Annotated in this window: 17 protein-coding genes; 11 read left to right on the forward strand and 6 right to left on the reverse strand. The window is 62.4% G+C overall.

Annotation, left to right across the window (positions count from 1 at the left end):
* Positions 1 to 77 precede the first annotated feature (77 nt).
* The 3 genes from rfbA to FEZ60_RS20795 all read left to right on the forward strand — a co-directional run bounded on the left by rfbA (position 78) and on the right by FEZ60_RS20795 (position 2,856).
* Positions 78 to 953, forward strand: a complete 876-nt coding sequence (rfbA, locus tag FEZ60_RS20785; protein ID WP_033235232.1) for a glucose-1-phosphate thymidylyltransferase RfbA — start codon at positions 78 to 80, stop codon at positions 951 to 953.
* Position 954: 1 nt separating this feature from the next.
* Positions 955 to 1,536: a dTDP-4-dehydrorhamnose 3,5-epimerase gene (gene rfbC / locus FEZ60_RS20790; RefSeq protein ID WP_033235142.1), complete on the forward strand. Its 582-nt coding sequence runs from the start codon at positions 955 to 957 to the stop codon at positions 1,534 to 1,536.
* Between the two features lie 171 nt (positions 1,537 to 1,707).
* A complete protein-coding gene (locus tag FEZ60_RS20795) occupies positions 1,708 to 2,856 on the forward strand; it encodes a trypsin-like peptidase domain-containing protein (RefSeq protein WP_172936888.1) in 1,149 nt (382 codons plus the stop codon).
* A 28-nt stretch (positions 2,857 to 2,884) separates the two neighbouring features.
* Here the strand turns inward: FEZ60_RS20795 and FEZ60_RS20800 are convergent, their stop codons facing one another.
* The 4 genes from FEZ60_RS20800 to FEZ60_RS20815 form a co-directional block, all read right to left on the reverse strand.
* The gene (locus FEZ60_RS20800; protein WP_258957014.1) at positions 2,885 to 4,387 is read right to left on the reverse strand and encodes an HNH endonuclease signature motif containing protein; all 1,503 of its coding nucleotides are present in this window, start codon (positions 4,385 to 4,387) and stop codon (positions 2,885 to 2,887) included.
* 93 nt (positions 4,388 to 4,480) lie between these two features.
* The gene (locus tag FEZ60_RS20805; RefSeq protein ID WP_172936889.1) at positions 4,481 to 5,437 is read right to left on the reverse strand and encodes an alpha/beta hydrolase; all 957 of its coding nucleotides are present in this window, start codon (positions 5,435 to 5,437) and stop codon (positions 4,481 to 4,483) included.
* A 19-nt stretch (positions 5,438 to 5,456) separates the two neighbouring features.
* Positions 5,457 to 6,431: a PIN domain-containing protein gene (locus FEZ60_RS20810; RefSeq protein ID WP_045066365.1), complete on the reverse strand. Its 975-nt coding sequence runs from the start codon at positions 6,429 to 6,431 to the stop codon at positions 5,457 to 5,459.
* A gap of 83 nt (positions 6,432 to 6,514) precedes the next feature.
* The gene (locus FEZ60_RS20815) at positions 6,515 to 6,988 is read right to left on the reverse strand and encodes a GtrA family protein (RefSeq protein ID WP_172936890.1); all 474 of its coding nucleotides are present in this window, start codon (positions 6,986 to 6,988) and stop codon (positions 6,515 to 6,517) included.
* Between the two features lie 64 nt (positions 6,989 to 7,052).
* Between FEZ60_RS20815 and FEZ60_RS20820 the strand changes: the two genes are divergently transcribed.
* The 5 genes from FEZ60_RS20820 (at position 7,053) to FEZ60_RS20840 (ending at position 12,637) form a co-directional block, all read left to right on the forward strand.
* Positions 7,053 to 8,486 (forward strand): FAD-binding oxidoreductase, encoded by a 1,434-nt coding sequence (locus FEZ60_RS20820; RefSeq protein WP_092805617.1) that lies wholly within the window; start codon positions 7,053 to 7,055, stop codon positions 8,484 to 8,486.
* Positions 8,483 to 9,244, forward strand: coding sequence for a decaprenylphospho-beta-D-erythro-pentofuranosid-2-ulose 2-reductase (locus FEZ60_RS20825; RefSeq protein WP_033235147.1), 762 nt, complete (start codon positions 8,483 to 8,485; stop codon positions 9,242 to 9,244). Before FEZ60_RS20820 ends, FEZ60_RS20825 begins: the two co-directional genes overlap by 4 nt.
* A 91-nt stretch (positions 9,245 to 9,335) precedes the next feature.
* The gene (locus tag FEZ60_RS20830) at positions 9,336 to 11,180 is read left to right on the forward strand and encodes a galactan 5-O-arabinofuranosyltransferase (protein WP_172936955.1); all 1,845 of its coding nucleotides are present in this window, start codon (positions 9,336 to 9,338) and stop codon (positions 11,178 to 11,180) included.
* Positions 11,181 to 11,281: 101 nt separating this feature from the next.
* A complete protein-coding gene (locus tag FEZ60_RS20835; RefSeq protein ID WP_239654673.1) occupies positions 11,282 to 11,890 on the forward strand; it encodes a TetR/AcrR family transcriptional regulator in 609 nt (202 codons plus the stop codon).
* A gap of 129 nt (positions 11,891 to 12,019) precedes the next feature.
* A complete protein-coding gene (locus FEZ60_RS20840; protein WP_242484738.1) occupies positions 12,020 to 12,637 on the forward strand; it encodes an ANTAR domain-containing protein in 618 nt (205 codons plus the stop codon).
* A gap of 40 nt (positions 12,638 to 12,677) precedes the next feature.
* On the opposite strand, the gene FEZ60_RS20845 is transcribed toward FEZ60_RS20840, so the two are convergent.
* Positions 12,678 to 13,424: an MspA family porin gene (locus FEZ60_RS20845; protein WP_172936956.1), complete on the reverse strand. Its 747-nt coding sequence runs from the start codon at positions 13,422 to 13,424 to the stop codon at positions 12,678 to 12,680.
* 353 nt (positions 13,425 to 13,777) lie between these two features.
* Between FEZ60_RS20845 and FEZ60_RS20850 the strand changes: the two genes are divergently transcribed.
* The 3 genes from FEZ60_RS20850 (at position 13,778) to FEZ60_RS20860 (ending at position 22,334) form a co-directional block, all read left to right on the forward strand.
* Entirely contained in the window at positions 13,778 to 15,619 is a 1,842-nt protein-coding gene (locus FEZ60_RS20850) for a glycosyl transferase (RefSeq protein ID WP_172936892.1), read from the forward strand.
* A gap of 182 nt (positions 15,620 to 15,801) precedes the next feature.
* Positions 15,802 to 18,960, forward strand: coding sequence for an arabinosyltransferase domain-containing protein (locus FEZ60_RS20855; protein ID WP_172936957.1), 3,159 nt, complete (start codon positions 15,802 to 15,804; stop codon positions 18,958 to 18,960).
* Between the two features lie 74 nt (positions 18,961 to 19,034).
* A complete protein-coding gene (locus tag FEZ60_RS20860) occupies positions 19,035 to 22,334 on the forward strand; it encodes an arabinosyltransferase domain-containing protein (RefSeq protein ID WP_172936893.1) in 3,300 nt (1,099 codons plus the stop codon).
* On the opposite strand, the gene FEZ60_RS20865 is transcribed toward FEZ60_RS20860, so the two are convergent.
* On the reverse strand, positions 22,331 to 23,269 hold the full coding sequence (locus FEZ60_RS20865) for an EamA family transporter (RefSeq protein ID WP_172936958.1): 939 nt from the start codon (positions 23,267 to 23,269) through the stop codon (positions 22,331 to 22,333). The two genes, FEZ60_RS20860 and FEZ60_RS20865, sit on opposite strands and share 4 nt — an antisense overlap.
* Positions 23,270 to 23,302 lie beyond the last annotated feature (33 nt).

The raw sequence follows: 23,302 nt of genomic DNA on the forward strand, positions 1-23,302 counted from the left end.
CATTAGTGCCCGATCCGTTTGCCCATCGGTTCCCGATGCGTTTGCTTCGATATGCGCACGTGAAGGACACTGCACGTATGCGTGGAATCATTCTGGCCGGCGGCACAGGCTCTCGCCTGCACCCGATCACTCTCGGAGTGAGCAAGCAGATGCTGCCGATCTACGACAAGCCGATGATCTACTACCCGCTTTCCACCCTGATGTTGGCGAACATTCGCGACATTCTCATCATCACCACGCCGCACGACTCCGAACAATTCAGGCGCCTACTCGGTGACGGTTCCCAATTCGGGGTCAATCTGACCTACGCGATCCAGCACGAACCGAACGGACTCGCAACAGCATTCGTCCTTGGCGCCGAACACATCGGGAGCGAATCTGTTGCACTTGTCTTGGGCGACAACATCTTCTACGGTCCGGGTCTGGGCACCCAGTTGAAGCGATTCTCCGACATCGACGGAGGGGCGATCTTCGCCTACTGGGTCTCCGATCCCACTGCCTACGGGGTCATCGAGTTCGACGACGCCGGACGCGCGATCTCCATCGAGGAAAAGCCGGAATCCCCGAAATCGAACTACGCCATACCCGGACTGTATTTCTACGACAGCGACGTTGTGGACATCGCGCGAGACCTGAAGCCCTCCGACCGAGGCGAATTCGAGATATCCGACGTCAATCGCCACTACCTCGATGCGGGTCGTCTACAAGTCGATATCCTCCCCCGTGGAACTGCCTGGCTCGACACCGGCACCTCGAACTCCCTTCTCGAAGCCGCCAACTACGTGCGGACAATCGAGCATCGTCAGGGCCTCAAAATCGGTTCACCCGAAGAAGTTGCCTGGAGGCAGGGATTCATCACCTCCGACCAAATGCGCTCCCAAGCGGAAACATTGGGTAAATCTGGCTACGGCGATTACCTCCTCGCCCTACTCGAACACGGCAAGGAATGGTGACATGGACATCCGCGAACTGAAAATTTCCGGAGCTTGGGAAATCACTCCCCGACAGTTCGGAGACAACCGCGGCGTTTTCCTCGAATGGTTCAAGAGCTCAGCATTCACGGCCGCAACAGGCCGCAACCTCGAACTGGCGCAAGCTAATTGCTCGGTTTCTGCAGCGGGCAGTCTGCGCGGAATCCACTTCACCGACACACCTCCCGGGCAAGCCAAGTACGTCACCTGCGTCAAAGGGGCGTTCCTCGACGTGATCGTCGACCTGCGCGTCGGATCCCCGACATTCGGCGAATGGGATTCCGTCCTGATCGACGACATCGACCGCAAAGCGGTCTACCTGTCCGAAGGCCTGGGGCACGCCATTCTGTCCCTCGAGGACGGATCGACCGTCATGTATCTCTGCAGCATCGAATACTCCCCGCAATTCGACCGCGACCTCGACCCTTTCGATCCGGAACTGAACATCGCCTGGCCAACAACCGACCGGGCGGGTCACCCCCTGGCCTATGAACTGTCTGCAAAAGATAGTGCCGCACCATCACTCGAGGCACTTCGCACGCAAGGACTATTGCCCAGGTTCTAGGGGCCCAGATTCTAGGCGCCCAGATTCTAGGCGCCCAGGTTCTAGTGCCCCGTTTTGTGACCGCACCACCGCCGAATCGGTAATCTGCACCAAAATAGATACACCGGTACTGGTAACCGACGGGCATGGGTACACAGGCGACATGGGTACACCGACGACATGGGTCCACGGATGAGCGAAGACAGTGGTAGCCGCGGCACCAAACGGGGCCTGTGGCTCGCCGTACTGCTCGTCCTGGGACTCGGTGGTCTCACGCTGGCCGCGCCGCCGCTGACACCGAGCTCACTAATACCGAACTCACTGCAACCGAGCTCACTGCAACCGAACGCCCAGTCACCCGTCACGGTCATCACCACCACCCCGCCGCCGCCTGCGATTTCGCTGACGCCACAAGAACTGGTCGCGCGGGTCGTCTCCAGCATTGTCACCATCACTTCGTCCGCCAGGTTCACCACCACGGCAGGAACAGGTATTGTCCTGTCTCCGGACGGGGTGGTCTTGACCAACCATCACGTGATCAGCGGTGGCACCGAAATCACGGCCGTGAACATGTCCAATGGACTGATCTACGACGTAGAAGTACTCGGTTACGACAGCGGCCAAGACCTCGCAGTACTCCGGCTCGTCGGAGCGTCCGACCTTCCAGTTGCCACCGTGGGAAGCTCACAGACAGCCGCGCGAGGCGATCCCGTTACCGCCATCGGAAATGCCGATGGAGAAGGAGTTCCACTTCCTGCGCTCGGCACTATCACCGGTTTCGGGGTCACAGTCAACACTCGCAATTCGACGGATGGCTCACGAAATCAGCTGAAGGGCCTCATCGAGGTCAATGCCGACATCCGGCCCGGCGATTCCGGCGGACCACTTGTGAATGCTGCTGCCGAATTGATCGGAGTCAGTAGCGCCGGCAATGCCATCGCCATCGAAGATCGAACGGAAGTCTCACCCGCCCCGCAGTCTTACGCGATCCCGATCGACACGGCGCTTCCGATTGTCGACCAAGTACTCAGTGGTCGCTCCTCGGAGACGGTACGTGTAGGCCCCACGCCGGTGCTCGGCGTAGCAGTCAAAGATCACGTGGGCTCCCCGCCTGGTGCGGAAGTGGTTGCAGTGAGCTTCGATTCGCCAGCAGAGCTTACCGGGTTGACCGAAGGTGACGTGATCACGAATTTCGGGGGAGCTCCTATCGCCTCGACGTCCGACCTGAATATCGCGATGAGCATGCGTCACCCTGGCGATACGGTCGACCTGATCTGGTTCGACGCGCAAGGCCAACAGCGGTCAGATTCCCTCGTCCTCGACGAGGGACCGCCGCGTTGAACTGCCACGTTGACCTGTATCAAGCTCTTCAATTCGGCTCAGGATCTTGATCCTCTCTCGAAGACCGTCTCTGCCGATTCGGGTCTCCTCGATGTAGTTTCTTGCGCCACGCAATGATCGAATGCGCTCGTTCCAGCAATTCTCGTGGATGGTGCCGGGAGTTCACTCGAGGCCGCCGTTCCGGATCGATATGCGCCGGCGGTGTCCACTCCGTTCTTCCGGTGTACCCGTCGTTCTCGTTCCGCGCGTTGGTGATCCAGCCCTGCGGGCCCTTTTTGACCAAGCTGTGGCAGCTGTCGCAGACGAGTGTGAGGTTTTCGATGTCGGTGAGTCCGTCATCATTCCATTCGGTCATGTGGTGGACGGCGCACCGCGAGGGCGGTGCGTCGCAATCGGGCCGCGTACATCCCCGGTCAGCTGCAATAAGTGCCAGGCGCTGATCAACAGTCGCGAGGCGCTTCCCACGACCGAAATGCAGCGGGCGGCCGTCATGATCGAAGAGAACCAACACCGGATGGGATTTCTCGGACATCGCGAGCGCGTCCCGAATCGGCAGAATACCGCCGGTTGCCGTGGTTGCCACGCCGCCGATCGATTCCTCCAACTGCTCCAATGTCATGGTGACGATGACTGTCGCGGGAAGGCCGCGATGGTTGCCCAGCACACCTCCGTCGAGGACACATTTCAACAGCGCTGAAAATGCGTCGTGGTTTCGCTGACCGGCGGTACGTGTGTCACGTGACGCGGCTGCCGCAATTGCCGACTCGCCCACCTCAGAGCAGTCCCCGCCAGGTGATTCCGGATCATCCGGGTTGTTCATCCCTGGTCTCGCCCATTTGGCCAGCACAACATCAAGTTGTGCCTTTGCAACCGGATCGAGCTCACCGGAGATCCGTGCCATCAGATCTGCGTCCTGTCTGCGCACACTGAGGTACCGCCGACGTCGCCGATCCCTGTCATCGGTTAGTTCACCGTCTGGGTTGAGCCAAGCCAATGCCTCGATGCCAGCAGCCGTCACTCCTTCCGGAGTGCCCGTGCGCGCGTATTCGGCGAGCACCATTTCGAGGCTTTGTCGGTCTTCGAAATCAAGTGCCGCAGGCGCTTTGTGCATGACATCCGCGATCGCCGATATGTGATCACGGCCGATATCCCCGTCACGTGCTGCATCAGCGGTTTCGGGGAGCACCGCGGGAGTCTGCTCCCCGAAGGCCGAAACTTGTTGCACCACAGACCGTGCCGCCCGCACACGCCGTGATGCGTCCGACGCAGAAATACGGAGAACCTGCACGAGCAGTTGATTCGGCGACCGAAGCCCCTGCCCCACGTGCAGGCTACGTTCCATTCCTTCGGCCACGAGTTGATAACCAACAGCATCGATCAGCCGAACTGTTCGCTCGAGATCTCGCAAAGCAGAGATGATTCCGTCGTCGGTCAACGCCGCAGACGAGCACTGCACCAATTCTTCGGCAGCGCACGACAACACATCGACCAACTGGCGATGACCCCCGTCATCTGGTGCAATATCGCTCACTGAACCCCCCGGTTCGAACTTGCACCACACCCTATTCCGAGGGTCCGACAAGAAACTCCGGCAAGACGAGCGTCAGATGAACACCGTCAAGACTCAGGCGATGCGCGCCCGAATAAACGTTGCGACGTCACGGAGAGCTGCACGGCTTTCGGGCAGACTCGGCCACACCGCTGGGAATGCGTGAATCTGCCCGTCCCAGATTTGCAGTGAACATTCGACACCGGCTATCGAAAGTCGTTGCGCCATCAGTTCCGCGTCCACTCTGAGCACTTCGGATTCCGCTGCTATCAGCAGCGACGGCGGAAGCCCTGCAAGGTCTCCGTCGACCGGCGACGGCATTACGCCGCCCAACGAACCGATTGCTGTCAAGGCAGAAACCGGGGCGATGACATCGCGTCGAGCATTGGCGTGTGCAGATTTTGCGGTGCAGTCCAGGTCGAGGAATGGCGACAAGCCAACTAACCCTGCAGGCGCAAGATCAGTGGCAGCCGCCGCCAACGCTGTTGCGAACACCAAAAATCCGCCCGCCGAATCACCGGCGAAGACAATCTTTTCCGGTAATCCGCCCTGCGCGAGAAGCCAGTGATACGCGCTCAGGCAATCATCAACCGATCCACTGATGCTCGTGTACGGCAACTGCCGGTATGCAACATGCAACACCGGCAAACCTGTCCGCTTGGCAATGCTCGCAACCACTGGACGATGTGTGTTGAGGCCACAACACATGAAGCCGCCCCCGTGCAGGTACAAAACCGCTCCGTCGCGAATATCGGCCGTAGAACCGGCTGTGCGCACCAGTTCTCCGTCGAAGCCCGATCCCCCGCCGGAATCAGGAAAACGAATCATCTCTCGATCGATTCCCGACGGAATTCGCATCCGTGCCGCGGAGTCCAATACCGCTGCGCGCCGAATTGCGCCGTATGTCAACGGCGCCACTCCGACAACCGGACGCACCATCGCGCGACACACGTTGTACAGAATCCGCGACGAGGTACTCGGGCTGCCGAACCGCGTGCCGGTTCGGCGAGTGATTATCGGAGACAGGGACATCCGCCTAGATTAAGGGCGGTCAGTTTCCGGCGAGGTCGACTTCGTCAAGATCTTCGACGATAGTGACTTTTCGCTTCCGCCCACCGATCACTTTCCCGAGGTTGCGTAGTCCACCGGACGTCGGCTTGGGTGCGGGCGGAATGCGCTGGGGTGCAACGCGGGTGCGGGCTGCACGTTGTACCGGTTTAGGAGCGGGTGCCACCGGCGCAGCAGGAACAGGAGCAGCCGGCGCGGCATATCCAACCGACTCAGCGACTTCCACAACCTCGCGAACGACAACCTCGCGCACCACAACCTCAGCCACCTCGACAGGCTCGGGCACTTCAACAGGCTCGGGCACTTCGACAAGCTCCGGCAAGACAACCCGCTCCTCAACAAACGTCGCCTCAACCTGCGCCGGCCCGTCGAAGACGGGGAATTCCAGCGCCCATCGGACGCGGCTGTCCAACCAACGTGAGTCGAGTTCGCGCAGTAGATCCGGATGCCACGACGCTTCCTGCGTGTCACCGAACGCCCGTGTGTCATCGCTGACCCACAGTATTTCGGTGCCGGGATTCCGATCGGCCAGATCGAGCAGGGTCAACCAGTTCAGTGTCGCGGGGTAGCCGTCACGCTTTTTCTTGTCGACGTACGGCCGTTGCATCGCTATCGCGCGTTCGGCCATAAGTAGGTGCGGCACGTCGACAGGGTCGATGACCTCTATGCCGATTCCCTGCAGATCGTCGACCAGATCTTGCACATAGCTGTCCGCTTTGTCGTGGGCGGCGTCGATGAATCGGGTGAGGTCCCGGCGTAGACCGAGTCGGTCGTACATCCGCGCTTGCACGCTGAGAGCGGCGATCATGTCCGCGGATTCCTTGCGGTAGCGATTTGCGACGTCGAGGGCAACGAGGCGCGGGACCACAACGCGGAGTCCGCGAGCTTTGGCGTCGGCGACGGAATTGTCGAACCGTGCGCCGCGGACCAAGGCGGAGGAGTCGAGGACGATGATCATGACCTGCATTCTCCCTCAAGAACGGGACGAATGCGCCAATTCACGCGGCCCTTAATTCACACAGCCCTTAATTGCTGCAACTCTTACTTGATATTGAAGATCACAGCTCGCTGGACGATGAAGTTGATGACCGTTGCGGTGCCCTGCGCGATGACAAACGCCAGAGGCATGCGCCACCATTCGTCGGCGAGCACATGCAACATCACTGCGTTGAGCCCGACCTGAACGGCAAAGGTCACCGCGTACAGCACGACAACAGCGATAAACCGGGCGCGCGACGGCTCGGCCTTGAACGTCCACCGGCGATTGATCAGATACGCCGTGGTGGTACCGGCAACGAAGCTCAGAGCTTTTGCTGCGGTGTACGACAGCCCCAACGCGTGGAGCAGCGCATACAGCCCGTAGTCCACGATCGCCGACAACCCGCCCGTCGCAACAAACCGGACGATCTGCGTTTTCAGGTCGAGAGCGTCATCGGCGAGGTCCGTCGTGACGGGAATCTCCACCGGCAGAGGGACGTGGGGTTCGTGCTGGTGGTTCGCAGGCGTTTCGGGCACGACGACGAGCGTAACGACTCCAGCCCAAGCCGTCCGGCTGTACTCCCAGGTAACCTCTACGTTGATGTCCACGACAGCAGAAGAGACGCCCAAGCAGGCTCTCCACACCCAAGCCCGCACCCTCACCGGTTGGGGACGCACCGCCGCCACCACCGCACAGGTGTTGTCCACCCCCGACGTGGAAGTGATCGCAAGTGCGGTCGCCCAGGTTGCGGAGAAGAACGAGTCCAAGCCGTCGCATTTGCGACGCGGTGTCATCGCGCGCGGCCTCGGCCGTTCGTACGGTGATCCGGCGCAGAACGCAGGCGGCTTGGTCATCGATATGAATGCGCTCAACCGTATTCATCGCATCGATCGTGACACCGCTTTGGTGGACGTCGACGCCGGGGTGAACCTGGATCAGCTGATGAAGGCTGCTCTGCCGTTCGGCCTGTGGGTTCCCGTGCTGCCAGGTACGCGCCAGGTCACGATCGGCGGCGCCATCGGTTCCGATATTCACGGCAAGAACCACCACAGCGCGGGAAGCTTCGGCAACCACGTCGTGTCGTTGGATCTGCTGACGGCTGACGGCAAGGTTCGCACCCTCACCCCCAAGGGCGGGCGTAACGATCCCAAGGCTGCGCTGTTCTGGGCCACGATCGGCGGTATGGGCCTGACGGGCATCATCCTGCGGGCCACCATCAAGATGACGCCGACCGAGACGGCATATTTCATCGCCGACGGCGATGTCACCAACAGCCTTGACGAGACCATCGCCTTCCACAGCGACGGTAGCGAAGGCAACTACACCTACTCATCCGCATGGTTCGACGCGATGTCCGCGCCGCCGAAGCTCGGCCGGGCAGCTATTTCGCGGGGCAGTCTGGCAAAGCTCGATCAGCTTCCGACCAAGCTGCAGAAGGACCCGCTCCGGTTCGACGCGCCCCAACTTCTCACCGTTCCCAACGGACTCCCCAATGGGCTGGGCAACAAGCTGATCTTCGGCGCAATGACCGAGGCATGGTTCCGCAAGTCCGCGACGTACCGCGACAAGGCCCAAAATCTGACGCAGTTCTACCACCCCCTCGATATGCTCGGGGAGTGGAACCGCGCCTACGGATCCAATGGATTCCTGCAGTACCAGTTCGTGGTTCCGCCGGAGGCTGTCGAGGAGTTCAAGAAGATCATCGTCGACATTCAGCGCAGCGGTCATCACTCGTTCCTGAATGTGTTCAAGCTGTTCGGCGAGGGCAATCAGGCTCCTCTGAGCTTCCCGATCCCGGGTTGGAACATCTGCGTCGATTTCCGCATCAAGCCGGGCCTCAACGAATTTGTCACCGAACTCGACAAGCGAGTCCTCGAATTCGGCGGACGCCTGTACACGGCCAAGGATTCGCGGACGTCCGCAGAGACCTTCCATTCCATGTACCCGCGCATCGACGAGTGGATGGCGACGCGCCGAAAGTACGACCCCACAGGCGTTTTCGCCTCCGATATGTCCAGAAGGCTGGAACTGTGATCAACGCTGTAGGTAACCCGCAAACTGTTTTGCTTCTCGGTGGAACGTCCGAGATCGGCCTCGCGATGTGCGAGGAGTACTTGAAGAAGTCGCCGCTGCGCATCATTCTGGCGACGCTGCCCGGCGATCCCGGCACCGATGCCGCGGTCAAGGGCCTCGAAGCCAAGGGCGCCACCAAGGTTGAGGTCGTCGACTTCGACGCTGTGAAGTTCGACAGCCACCCCGACGTCATCGACAAGGCATGGGCCGGCGGCGACGTAGATGTCGCGATCGTTGCGTTCGGTTTGGACGGTGACGCCGAGGAGCTGTGGCAGAACCAGCGCAAGGCTGTCCTGGTCGCAAACGTCAACTACACCGCGGCAGTCTCCGTCGGCGTGCTGATCGGCGAGAAGATGAAGGCTCAGGGCTTCGGCAAGATCATTGCGATGTCGTCGGTTGCCGGTGAGCGCGTGAAGCGCGCCAACTTCGTCTACGGCTCCACCAAGGCCGGTCTCGATGGCTTCTATCTGGGCCTCGGCGAGGCTTTGGCGGAGTTCGGCCCGAGCGTAACGGTGGTTCGACCGGGCATGGTGCGCACCAAGTTCAGCGCCCACGTCAAGGAAGCACCCCTGACCGTCAACAAGGAAGACGTCGCGCGGCTTGCTGTTGCAGCGTCGGACAAGGGCAAGGAAATTGTCTGGGCACCGGGCCCGTTCCGCTTCGTGATGATGGCTCTGCGCCACGTGCCGCGACCTATCTTCCGGAAGCTGCCCGTCTAAGCTCTTTTTCGTGTCACAGACAACAGCTGAACCAGCTCTGACAACTGCCTCCCCGTCGCCGTGGCGTAATGCCGCGGCGACGGTGGTGGAAATGGCGCTCGCGGCACTGGTAGCGGTCGTCGTCGCCGCTGTCGGACTGTTCGCGTTCAGCCGGGTCGACTGGCCGGCGTTCACGTCGTCGAATGTCACTCAAGCCGTCACGACGGTCTTGCAGGTTGTCTGTATCGCCGTGATCGGCGTCGCCGTGCTGATGTTCCGCGCCCGCAAAGCGCAGCGAACTGCAAAGCTCCTCTCGTGGGCGGGGCTTTCGGGCTTCGTCACCACGACGCTCGGACTCCCTCTCGCCGCAACCACGCTGTATCTGCACGGGGTTTCGGTCGATCAACAATTCCGCACCGAATACCTGACCCGGCTCACGGATTCCGCTGCGCTGCAAGACATGACGTATGTGGATCTCCCGCCGTTCTACCCGGCCGGCTGGTTCTGGGTCGGTGGACGCGTCGCAAATCTGCTGGGTATGGACGGCTGGGAAGCCTTCAAGCCCTATGCGATCGGCTCGATCGCCGTTGTCGCCGTGATTGCACTCGTGTTGTGGACCAAGCTCATTCGACGCGACTGGGCGGTAGTCGCGGCGTTGGCCGTTACCGCGGTTGTGTTGGCGTACAACTCCCCTGAGGCGTACGGCGCCGTCGTCAACCTCCTGATTCCGCCGGTGCTCATCCTCGCTTGGGGCGCCCTCGATCGCCCGGGTTCGTCCCGGTTTGCCGGAGCGGGAGCAGTTCTCGGCACCGGCTTGTTCCTCGGATACGCAGCGACCGTCTACACGCTGTACCTCGGATTTGCCGCGTTTGCGGTAACACTGATGGGTATCGTCGCGGCGGTTCTCGCAGCCCGCGCCCAGAACACCTGGAAAGCCGCACTAGGACCACTGATCCGACTGGTCGTCATCGCCGTCATCGCCGGCGTGGTCGCTCTGACTGTCTGGGCTCCCTACCTGCTCGAAGCGCTCTCGGGCGCTCCCGCCGAGTCGGGCACCGCTATGCATTACCTCCCGGATTCCGGCGCGGTACTCCCCTTCCCGATGCTGCACTTCTCACTCGTCGGCGCGCTGTGCATGTTGGGCACGATCTGGCTGATTTCCCGGTTCCTGTTCTCACGCAGGGCACGGGCGCTGGGTATCGGCGTGATCGCCGTGTACCTGTGGGCCCTGTTGTCGATGATGTTCACGGTTGCCGGCAGCACTCTTCTCGGATTCCGGCTCGAGCCGGTTCTGATCGGGCTCCTCGCCGCGGCAGGTGTGTTCGGCTTCTTCGAGTTCGCCGGCTGGATCGTGTTGGCCACCAGCGAGAATCCGCGGGTCAAAGCAGTACTCGTTGCTCTCGGCGTCATCGGCGCGATTTCCTTTGCGCAGAACATCCCGCAGGTGCTGGCCCCGGATATCGCTGTGGCATACAGCGATACCGACGGAAACGGCGAGCGCGGAGACAAGCGCCCGCCGGGAGCCGAAGCGAATTACGCGGACATCGACCGCATCATCCGCGAACAATTGGGCCGCGAGCCCCACGATCTGGTGGTCCTGACAGCCGATATCGGCTTCCTGAGCTTCTACCCGTACTTCGGTTTCCAAGGATTGACGTCGCACTACGCAAATCCGTTGGCAGACTTCCGGGCCCGCGCGGAGCTGATCGAGAAGTGGTCGGAACTCGAGACACCCGACGAGTTGATTGCCGCATTGGATGCCGCACCGTGGCGCAGCCCCGACGCATTTGTCTTCCGCCAGGGCGCCGACGGATACACCCTGCGCCTGGCCGAGGACGTCTACCCCAACGATCCCAATGTCCGCCGGTACACGGTCACCTTCCCCAAGGAGCTGTTCGACGATCCTCGCTTCACGATCACCGAGCAGGGACCGTTCGTGGTTGTCACCCGCAACTGACGCGGTACCCCCGATAACAGTAAACAAACGGGATATTCTTCACAGTCGGCTTGCCGGTGACGGTCGTTGACGCGCCCCCTCCGCACCCCTAACTTCATAACGTGACAAAAACCGATGCCCGCACGGCCATGATCGATGCGGCCGAGCGATTGGTGGCGGAGCGCGGTTTAGCAGCACTGACCTTGCGCGACGTCCAGATCGAGGCTGGGCAGGCAAACAAGTCGGCAGCGCAGTACCACTTCGGTTCACGCGAAGGCTTGCTGTCCGCGGTGATCGAGTCACGCATGAAGCCGGCTGCGGAGCGCCGACACGATCTCCTCAACGCGATCGACGTCGCACAGCAACCGCCGACCATGCGCCAACTCGTGGAGGCGTCGGTGCTGCCGTTGGCCGAGCAGACGATCGAACGTGAGCACAGTTTGTACGCGCGCTTTCTGGTGCAGTCCATCTTCGATCCAGGAATGTCGACGGTCATCCGGGACCACCTGCAGGCAGCGACCTTTCGCGACGTTCAGCAGCGCATTGCGTCGGCGTCGGAGTTGCCGGCCGATATCGCGGATCTTCGCGCGGGCACACTCAGCGTTTTGGCCATCGTGACATTTGCTACCTGGGAAGGACGAGTTCACAGCCCTGCACAAGCCAAGCTCATCGTGGCCGATCTGATCGAGAGTTGCCTCGGTGCGTTGAACGCGCCGGCACCCCAACCCTGATCACACCCGGCCCCAGTTAGACCCCTAGTCAGACAGGGGTCGAGTTTGTCCTCGCCACCACCGGGGTATTCGACTGCTTCACGACGCGGTTGACATGACAACTGCGCACCCATCGTGGCGGGGCAGGTGATGACATTGAGCGAACTCGTTGCGCAGAGTCACGAATTGGTTCCACATCGCGCGATCCTGGACGCAGCAGAGCACACTCTTGTCATTGCGCGAGGTAAGCCATACGGCCCCGAGCAGGCATTTCACGAGCTGCTCCGTGTTGCGACAGAGCATCGGATCGCGGTGCTCACTTTGGCGCGGGCTCTTATCGACGTGTCGCAGACACGTGAGCCTGAGAGCCTTCCGAAGGATCTGCCGCATACCGTCGCTGCGGCGCAGTGGGGTGCACTTCTGGATCTCCCCACCCGGGAAACACTGCACGCGCACGACACCGACGACGCCGAGGTAGAAAGTCACCCAGCCGACGAACCTGCTGTCGATTACCTGCTCTCGACAGATCTTGCCGGTCGCATCGTCTTTGTGTCGCTGGCGTTCACCATCGCTGCGATTGTGGGATTCTTTGCCCACGACTGGGCGCTGTTACTTCTTGTGACGGCGGCATGCACGGCGTGGGCGGCGGTGGCACTCGCAATGAAGGCCTTCCGCGCCTCCCGCACTCACCGCCGGTCGATCCCTACCGAATACCGGTCGAATACGCAGGCTCCCAACAACTCTCACCGTCACACTGTTGCAGCGTGACGGTGAGAGTCGTAACGATCAAAGCCTCTGCCCTTTAAAGTCAAAGTCTCTGCGGCGCTCCGTATGTGACGACCGTGTCCCCATTGGATGTCACGGCCTTTGCGTACGGCCGGATGGTGACCGGACCGATGGCACCCTGCACGTATCCGTGGATTCCTTGCATCCGCACCGTCGCTTCGCGGCCGTCGAATGTCTGATCTTCGAGCAACTCCACGTCGGTAATTCCACCCGGCGCCAAATCCACGTCAAGTTCCTGTGACGGGATGATGTCTCCACCGAGTACAAATGCATTCGAGATATCGAGTCCCAGAGCCGGTTCGGGAATAAACCCGATTCCGAGGTTGGTTCCGCTCTCCACGCCCCAGTCGAGTCCGGGGCTGTTGAGGACAACCGTGGCACCGGTCAACGCGATCGGGTAGCCGATTTGGTAGCCGATCGTCAGTTGGGTTCCGGTGAAACTGTCCGCATCTGGGCCGTCGATGCGCACCGACGCAACGCCGTCGTGGAAGAACTCGACGCTCAGTGGCGAACTGTCGAGCGGCGGGACTGTGTGGATGGCTGTGTCCATCTGCAGGACTTCTATGCGGTTTCCCTTGACGTCCGTGATCGAACTCGCGTTGTCGACTCCCGCCGACGCGTTGGTGCTGCCGAACGCGACGGCAAGGGCGGCCACTGCCCCGACAGCCCCGAGGCGAGCCCCGTTACGAGCCTTGTTCCTACTCGCTGCGCGTTTACCCCCTGCGCCGCCGCAAACCCGTGTGTTCGTCATGCACAAGCACCATCCCATCAGGTTGTGACCCCGATGGGTTCCCGCTTTGTCGAGAACGCGATCCGTCGGGGCTGTTTGAACGAATTCGGGGTACACGAATTCGAGCAGGACACCTCCGAGGTACCCATGTCACAAAGCCGCCAAACTCGACCGACCGGTTATCTCGAATGAGGCACGAGCGGGCCTGAACTGCCCCGAATACGGCCTGCTCGCGCAGCTACAGGCTGGCCTCGAGGGCATCGTTCGTTACGCTGGCGGGATAAGTTATCGAATCGATACCTTCAGCGGGTACCTCGTAACCACCGAGGAGCCGCCGAGACAACCACCGAGACAACCACCGAGGTTGGTTTCATCCGAAAGGCGCCGACTGCATGACCGAGACTCTGCCCGAACCTCAACAACAGCTGGTCGAGGCGACACCAGGGCGGGTCCGTTCAGTTATCAGCCGAGGCCGGATGGTCGATCTCGCGATCATGGTGCTCTTTGTCCTGGCCGCGTTCTGGGTGATGTCGAATCTCTGGCGCAACCTGGAGTCCGGTTATCTGGTCAACGCGGGCCGCGACCAGTCGATGTGGGAATGGTTCTTCGCCGACACCGCGCACGCGCTCTCTCAGTTCCGCACACCGTTGTACAGCGACCTGCTGAATTATCCGCTCGGTGTGAACCTGATGGCCAATACCGCGATGTTCGGCATCAGCATGCCGCTGGCGCCGCTCACCTTGCTTTTCGGGCCGACGCCGACTTATGCGATCGGGCTGACCTTAGGCCTGGCCGGTACCGCAATCGCCTGGTACTGGACATTTTCTCGGCATGTGCTGACGGGCGTTTCCGTTCGGGTGAAGTGTGCGGCCGCAATTGGTGGCGGGTTCTGCGGATTTGCCCCTGCCATGATCTCGCACGCAAACGGTCACCCGAATTTTGTGGCCTTCTTTGTCATTCCGTTCATCTTCATGCAGGTTATCCGCGTTTCACGTGGAACCAATGTGGTCAGGGACGGCGTCGTCCTTGGCCTGCTCATGGCGTGGCAGATCTTCCTCGGCGAAGAACCACTCCTCATCTTCACCATGTCCGCGATGGTGTTCGGCGCGGTGTACGCACTCTCGGATCTTCCGAGAGCGCGGGCTGCGATCAAGCGCAGCCTGCCCGGCTTGGCCGTCGGCGCAATCGTGTCCATCCTCATCACTGCGATACCGCTCCATTCACAGTTCTTCGGCCCCGCAAGCTACGACGGCGTCGGCCACGGCCAGGCGGGAGCCGACTTCGGCGCGTTCACCACCCTCCCCACCGAATCGATGGGCGGCGACAAGACCGGCGCCGAGTACCGCATGAACCCCACCGAGGAGAACTCGTACTTCGGTTGGCCGATCGTCATTCTGATCTTCTTCGCGACGGTATGGCTGTGGAAGATGAAGCTCACTCGCGCCGCTGCGGCCGTTATCGTCGTGATGGGCGTGCTGTCACTGGGGTCCGAGCTTGTCTACAAGGGCGATCACACCGGCATCACGTTGCCCTGGAAGTTCCTGGCCCACTTGCCGCTGTTCGAGTCGGTCCTGGAGTCACGCTTTGCCATGGGTGCAATTCCCGCCATCGGTTTGCTGCTGACATTGGGTACGTATCGCGCGCTGGTGGAGCTTCGTAATCCCCGCGGCGGCAATTCTCGCGGCCCTGGCCTGATATTGCCCGGCGCGTGGTTGGCGGTGCTGGCACTCGCAGTGGTTGTCCTGATTCCGACCCGCATCGATACCGTCGAACGCCCGGACACCCCGAAGTTCATCACCAGCGGATCGTGGGAGAACTACGTCAGCGACGGCAGCCTCGTGTCGGTTCCCGTGTCCAGCGGTGAAGAAGCGCGGGCCATGCGCTGGCAGATCGATGCCGATTTCGGCTTCCCGATCGCCGGCGGCTACTTCGTCGGCCCTCATTCGATTACCCGCGGCGGCATCTACGGGGCTGAGTTCCGCCCCACGTCGTCGCTTCTGGTCAAGACCAACGAGACCGGTCAGATCCCCGTTGTCGACGCCACCACCCGCGCCGACGCCCTCACCGACCTGCGGTTCTGGCGTGCCGACGTCCTGGTACTCCCGAAAGCAAGCAACGACAACGCGTTGCGTCAGACGGTCAACGCTCTGGTGGGCTTCGACGCCACCTCGGTCGACGACGTCTGGGTGTGGGACGTCCGTGACCTCGTGAGCGGTAAGACGACCAACAAGTAGCGCTTCCTTAAGTCGTCTCTCAGGATGTAACGGGCGACACTCGCCTAACATCGTTCCTTGTGCCGTCTGACGTAGTAGTGCCCCCGCAGTCTCCGCCCACTGGCCCCGACGCTCGCCCCGAGTCGGATGCCCAACGGGTGCAGAAGGCACGAATCATCGCGATCGTCACCGGTCTGCTCGGCATGCTGCTGGCGCTCGCCACCCCGTTCCTCCCGGTCGATCAGAAGGCAGCAAGTGTCAGCTGGCCGCAGGACGGATCGTTGAACAGCGTCTCGGCGCCGCTGATCTCCTACTCCCCGACCTCCCTCGACATCACCATCCCGTGCCCCGCGCTTGGCCAGCTCGGCGAAGACGGCGGCACGCTGGTCTCGACCATGCCGAACGGTGCGCCCGACCGCGATGCGCGCGGCCTGACCGTTCGGACCACCGCGGATCGCCTCGAGGCGATCACCCGCGAATCGGTCCTGATCTCGGCGCCATTGGGCGAACTCACCGGATGCACCGCGCTGACCATCACCAGCGACTACCAGCAGACCGTCGCCACCGTCACCGGAATCGACGGCCTTACTACAACCCTGACCGGCGACTACCGTCCGCAGGTTGTCGGCATCTTCACCGATCTGCAAGGCGCTCCACCTGCGGGCCTGTCCGTCAACATGGACATCGACTCCCGATTCTCTTCCAGCCCAACACTTCTCAAACTCTTTGCGATGATCGTCGCGGCACTCTCCACGATCGTCTCGCTGTACGCGCTACACCGGATCGATGGCGTCGACGGCCGACGCGCACGACGGTTCCTCCCGGCGCGGTGGTGGAAATTCACGGGCGTCGACGGCCTGGTCATCGGCACGCTCCTGCTGTGGCATGTGGTGGGCGCCAACACGTCCGACGACGGATACCTCCTCGGCATGGCCCGGGTTTCGGAACATTCGGGATACATGGCCAACTACTTCCGTTGGTTCGGTGTTCCCGAGGCACCGTTCGGTTGGTACTACGACGTCCTCGCGGCGTTCACCAAGGTGAGTACTGCCAGCATGTGGATGCGGTTGCCCGCGTTGATCGCCGGCATCCTGTGCTGGATGGTGATCAGCCGCGAGGTGATCCCGCGGCTCGGTGTTGCGGTGCGCCGCAACAAGGTTGCCATCTGGACCGGCGGCCTCGTGTTCCTGGCGTTCTGGTTGCCGTACAACAACGGTTTGCGTCCCGAACCGATCATCGCGCTCGGCGCTCTGCTGACGTGGTGCTCCATCGAACGTGCCGTTGCCACAGGCCGTTTGCTGCCTGCGGCGGTTGCGGTGCTGATTGCCGCGTTCTCCCTCGCTGCCGGCCCGTCGGGACTCATCGCGATCGGTGCACTGCTCGCCGGGGCGCGCCCCATTGTGCAGATCTTGATCGCCCGAGGCAAACGAGTGGGTTTCTTCTCGCAGATCATGCCGGTCCTCGCGGCCGGAACCGTCGTACTTGTTGCGGTGTTTGCCGATCAGACGTTGGCAACGGTGCTCGAATCGACCAGGGTGCGAACAGCTATCGGCCCCAACGTCCCGTGGTTCGAGGAACGAGTTCGCTGGGACGCTTTGATGACCATCTCCCCCGACGGCTCGTTGGCACGCCGCTTCGGCATGTTCGTGATGATCGTCGGACTGATCTTCTGCGTCATGCTGATCCTGCGGAAGGGCCGGATTCCCGGCACCGCGATCGGGCCGTCGCGCCGGATCCTGGGCATCGTGTTCGCGTCGCTGCTCCTCATGCAGTTCACGCCGACCAAGTGGACCCACCACTTCGGTGTGTACGCGGGGCTGGCGGCGACGGTGGCCGTGCTCGCCGCGGTGGGAGTCAGCGCGTCGAGCATGCGTTCCAAACGGAACCGTGCGCTCTTTGCCGCAGGCATCCTGTTCATCCTGGCCGTGGCGTTCACCAGCTCCAACGGCTGGTGGTACGTCTCGAGTTACGGCGTCCCGTGGTGGGACAAGCCGCCGTCCATCGCCGGCAAGGGCTTCTCCACCGCGTTCCTCGGCCTGACGATTCTCGCGTTGCTGCTGGCTGCGTGGTTCCACGTTCGTGAACCCCTCGAGAAGTCGACTCCGAAGAAGAACAACGGCCGGACAGCTCGCCTGCTCGCAGCGTCCCCGTTGACGATCGCGGCAGGCGCGGTTGTGCTGTTCGAGGTGTTGTCCCTGGTCAAAGGCGCGGTCGCGCAGTATCCGGCGTACTCGATCGGCAAATCCAACGTCGAATCCGTCTTCGGCGGAACTTGTGGCCTCGCCGGCGAGGTCCTGGTCGAATCCGATCCCGATACCGGTGTTCTGCAGCTGATCGACCGCCCCGCCGACCTGGCAGGCGCAGGCGCTTTCGGGGCAACCGAATCAACAGGATTCACCCCGGACGGAGTGGCGAGCGACCTGACCGCAGATGCCGAGGACAAGGCTGCCGGCAGCGCCAACAGCCTCGACACCACCACGTCGGCAAACGGCACCACCACCCCGGGAACGGGCGCAGGTACCGGAGGCGGATCGGCGTCGACGGCCGGAATCAACGGAAGCAACGTTGCGCTCCCGTTCGGCCTCGATCCCGCGACCACTCCGGTTCTCGGCAGCTTCGGCTCGTCGGAAGCCGCTTCCCTGACCACCGGTTGGTACGCCTTGCCGCAGCGCAGTGACGCGGCGCCGCTGCTGACCATCGCTGCCGCCGGGCGTATCCGCTACGTCGACACCGACGGCATCGTCACACCAGGTGCAGTTGTCCACGTCGAATACGGCAAGACGCAGGCCGACGGCAGCGTGACAGCGCTCGGCCAGATCGATCCGATCGATATCGGCCCGTCTCCGTCGTGGCGCAACCTGCGTGTCCCGATGGATCAGCTCCCCGCCGATGCCGACACCGTGCGTGTGATCGCCAGTGACTCCGACATCGGCGGCGAGAAGTGGGTTGCACTCACCCCGCCGCGGGTTTCCGACATGCGCACTCTGCAGAGCGTTGTCGGATCCACCGATCCGGTACTGATGGACTGGGCTGTGGGTCTTGCGTTCCCGTGCCAGCGTCCGGTCGATCATCTCTACGGCGTGGCCGAAGTTCCGGACTGGCGCATCCTTCCCGATCGCATCGGTGCGGAGTCCACCAATGCCTGGCAGGACCACTACGGCGGCGGTCCGCTCGGCTGGACCAGTGAGTTGCTCGCAGCCCGCACCTTGCCGACGTATCTCGACAACGACTGGGATCGCGACTGGGGTTCGCTCGAGCAGTACACACCGCTCGATCCGGCGGCGGAACCCGCTCAGATCGACGTGACAACCGAGACCCGTTCGGGCACCTGGACACCAGGTCCGATTCGTTACCAGTCATAACTGTTACCGGTGGACCTACCAAACCTCCCGGGCACGGTAGGTCCACGGGTAACACTCGCATAACATCGGTAGCCGTGCCAGACGTCGCCACAGTGCCACCCTTAACTCCGAGTTCGCCGCCATCCCGTCCGGATGCACTGATGCGCTTCCGACAAACGCGATTGATCGCGATAATCGCGGGCCTCATCGGTTTTGTTCTGGCACTCGCCACCCCGCTTCTTCCTGTGGTGCAGACGACGGCAGCGGTCAACTGGCCGCAGAACGGCGTCATCGGCGACGTCGAGGCACCCTTGATGGCTCAGGTCCCCATCGACGTCAACGCGTCGATACCCTGCACCGCTGTCGGCTCCCTTCCCGCGGGCGGCGGCATCCTCATGTCCACGGCCCCCGCTCAGGGGGACGGTGCGGCCCTCAGTTCCATGTTCGTGCGTGTGTCCGAAAGCAACGTCGACGTCCTTGACCGCAATGTCGTCGTGGCGTCGGCTTCGCGTGAGGACGTCGAGTCCAGTCGCTGCAACGCCATCACGTTCAACTCCGACGTCGACCGGACCGCCGCAGCATTCGAGGGACTCACCTACCCCGACGGCAACCCCGTTCGTGGACAACTCGACGGCGACTTCCGCCCCCAGGTGGTCGGTGTCTTCAGCGACCTCCCCGACGGCGCGGCCCCCGAGGGTCTCGGATTCTCGATGACCGTCGATTCCCGGTTCTCGTCCAGTCCGACGACGCTCAAGCTGGTTGCGATGATCGTGGCCGTCTTGTCCACCATCGTGTCGCTGATCGCCCTCGCCAAGCTCGACGGAATCGACGGCCGCACTCACCGCCGCTTCCTCCCCGCACGCTGGTGGAAGTTCTCCGGACTCGACGGCGTTGTTGTCGGCACGTTGACGTTGTGGCACTTCATCGGCGCAAACACCTCCGACGACGGCTATCTCCTCACCATGGCCCGCGTTGCTCCCGACGCCGGATACATGGCCAACTACTTCCGCTGGTTCGGCGTCCCCGAAGCCCCGTTCGGTTGGTACTACGACGTGCTGGCGGTGATGGCCAAGATCTCGACGGCCAGCCCGTTCATGCGCCTGCCCGCGTTGATTGCCGGAATCCTGTGCTGGATGGTCATCAGCCGTGAAGTTGTTCCACGCCTCGGACGTGCGGTCCGCCGGAGCAACGTCGCGCTGTGGACCGGCGGGATGGTCTTCCTCGCATTCTGGCTCGCCTACAACAACGGTCTGCGACCCGAGCCCATCGTCGCGCTCGGCGCCCTGCTGACGTGGTGTTCCATCGAGCGCGCCATCGCGACCGGCCGACTGTTCCCGGCTGCCGTTGCAGTGCTGATCGGCGCCTTCACGCTCGCTGCTGCCCCCACCGGATTGATGTGTATCGCAGCACTTCTCGCGGGTATCCGGCCCCTCATCCGAATCGTCGTGAAGCGTCACCGTGAGGTCGGCACACTCCCACTGCTTGCACCGATCGCGGCGGCCGGAACCTTGGTGCTTGTCGTCATCTTTGCTGATCAGACGCTGGCCGGCGTTCTCGAGGCCACCCGCGTCCGGACCATCATCGGACCGAATCTCGAGTGGTACAAAGACTTCCTGCGGTACTACTACCTCTTTGTCGACACGGTCGACGGCTCGGTAGCCCGCCGATTCGCCTTCCTGACGATGATCCTGTGCCTCTTCACGACGCTCTTCGTGTTGCTCCGACGCGGCCGGGTTCCCGGCGCCGCGACGGGTCCGTCGTGGCGTCTGGTCGGAGTTGTCTTCGGCACCATCTTCTTCATGATGTTCAACCCCACCAAGTGGACTCACCACTTCGGTGCGTACGCCGGCATCGCCGGTTCGCTCGCGGCACTGACAGCTGTTGCAGTATCCGCGTCGGCACTGCGATCGCGCCGCAACCGCTCGGTGTTCGTGGCCGGCCTGCTCCTGATGCTGGCGTTGACCTTTGCCGGCATCAACGGCTACTGGTATGTCTCGAGTTACGGTGTGCCGTGGTTCGACAAGACCGTTTCCTTGAGCGGACACGAATCAAACACCCTGTTCCTCGCACTCTTCGGGCTCGCTCTGGCCGTCGCGGCCTGGCAGTACCTGCGTGAGGGATTTGCGGCGGCACCGGAAAAGCCGAACACCGTCAAGGGCAAGCGGATTCGCAAATTTGCCGCAGCACCTCTGACCGTGATCGCCGGCCTCATGGTGCTCTTCGAAGTCCTCTCTCTCCTCAAGGGCGCCGTCTCCCAGTACCCGGCATACTCACTGGGCCGTAGCAACATCGAAGCCCTCGCCGGAAAAACCTGCGGCATGGCCGAAGACGTGTTGGCCGAGACCGACGTCAACTCCGGCAACCTGGCGCCTATCCCCCGTCCCGGATTCAATGCCGAAGACCCCCTGGCCGGCGAAGAGGCGAAGGGCTTCTCCGCCAATGGTGTTCCCACCGATCTGACCGCGGACTACATCGAAGTCAAGCAGGGCATGGGAAACACCGACACCCAAAGCGTCGGACCCACATTCGAAACCGGTTCGGACTCCGGAACCAGCGGCGGCACCGGCAATATCGGCGTCAACGGGTCCACCGCCAAACTCCCCTACGGCCTCGACCCGGCCACTACGCCCATCATGGGCAGCTACCAGGCCGGCGTGCAGGAACCGGCGTCACTGATCTCGAGCTGGTATCAATTACCCGCTCGCAGTGAACAATCTCCGCTCGTTGTCATGTCGGTAGCCGGACGCGTCTGGTCCGTCGACAACACCGGAGCGGTGACCTACGGCCAGTCACTGCTGGTCGAGTACGGCAAGACGCAGCCGGACGGGACAGTGGCACTGCAGGGTTCGTACATGCCCCGCGACATCGGGCCGGCGCCGTCGTGGCGCAACGTTCGGATCCCGATCGACGAACTCGCCACCGACGCCGACGCCGTCCGCGTGGTTGCCTTCGATCCCAACCTCACCGGCGATCAGTGGATGGCGTTCACACCGCCACGCGTGCCGAAGCTCGAGTCACTCAACTCGTACCTCGGCAGCGAGCAGCCGATTCTGCTGGACTGGGCTGTCGGCCTTCAGTTCCCGTGCCAGCGTCCGTTCTCGCATGTGAACGGCGTCGCAGAGATGCCGAACTTCCGCATCCTCCCGGACCGGCCACTGGCTGTCAGTTCGACCGACACGTGGCAGTCCGCGGACAACGGCGGGCCGCTCGGGTTCACCGAGGTCCTGGCCGAGGCCACGGCAGTCCCGACGTACCTGAAGAACGACTGGGCCCGCGACTGGGGATCTCTCGAACGTTACGACCGGTACTTCCCGAATGCCGTTCCGGCAGAAGTGGAGACGGGCACCGCAACCCGCTCGGGAATGTGGATGCCCGGCGAGATGCGGGTGCACTAGACGGCACTACCTACTCGGGTGCGACGTACGGAGACGGCCGAGACCGCTCCGACAACTACGACGCACCCGAGTAGCTGCGCAGCACTTGGCCGTTCACCCAGGAGAACGACCGCCAGCAGTACGGCGAGTACCGGCTGCATGAGCAGTAGCGTCGCACCCACCTCCGCAGGCAGCCGAGGTAGCGAATAGCCCATCAGCATCCAGCCGAACACCTGGCCGACCAGAGCAAGAGCGGCCAGCCAGATGAACGCTTCCCAGCCGGGGGTGAAATCGATCTGCCCCCACAGTGATCCGATCAGGGAACCGGCAATACCTGCCGAGGCTGTCGACACCAGTACCTGACTCGCCGCACGGTCGGCCGCGCCGATCCGGCCGACAACGAAGATGTAGCCGCCGTAGGCGATTCCGGAGATCAGGGACAGCACTGTTCCCCACAGCAGATCCGTCCCGGCCGCTGCGCCGCCGAACACACCGCCCGCCAAGGCAATTCCGGTGAACATGAAGGGCAACGCAAACAGAAAGCGCAGCGGAACGCGATTGCCGAACACCAGCCAGGACAGTGCGGGCACCACGATCACCTGCACATTCACGACGACGCTTGCTATCCCGGCGCCGATCATGAGAATCGACTGCGACCACAGAGCAAAGTCCAGCCCGAGCAGGATGCCGCCCAATGCTTGCAGCACCAGCGCCCTTCGGGTTGGCATTCCCACCCGTCGATACTCGCGCCACGCCAGCAGGGCCAGCGGCGGCAAGGCCAGGAAACACCGGAAGAAGACCGCCGTCGACGGCGATACATCTGCCAGTTTGATCAGAATCGAACTGACGGAGATAGCAGCGGCGCCGCCGATGACCAGTAGTCGAGGATCGAAGCGAGCCTGAGTAATTCGGGTGGGCGTGCGCGTGGGTGAGGTCAAGGTGGTCACTCCCACAATGTTCCTGCCGCTAACTATTCAGCACAAGCAAAT

Origin of the sequence: Rhodococcus sp. MS16 (assembly GCF_013277795.1) — a bacterium.
GTDB classification, from domain to species: Bacteria; Actinomycetota; Actinomycetes; order Mycobacteriales; family Mycobacteriaceae; genus Rhodococcus_F; species Rhodococcus_F globerula.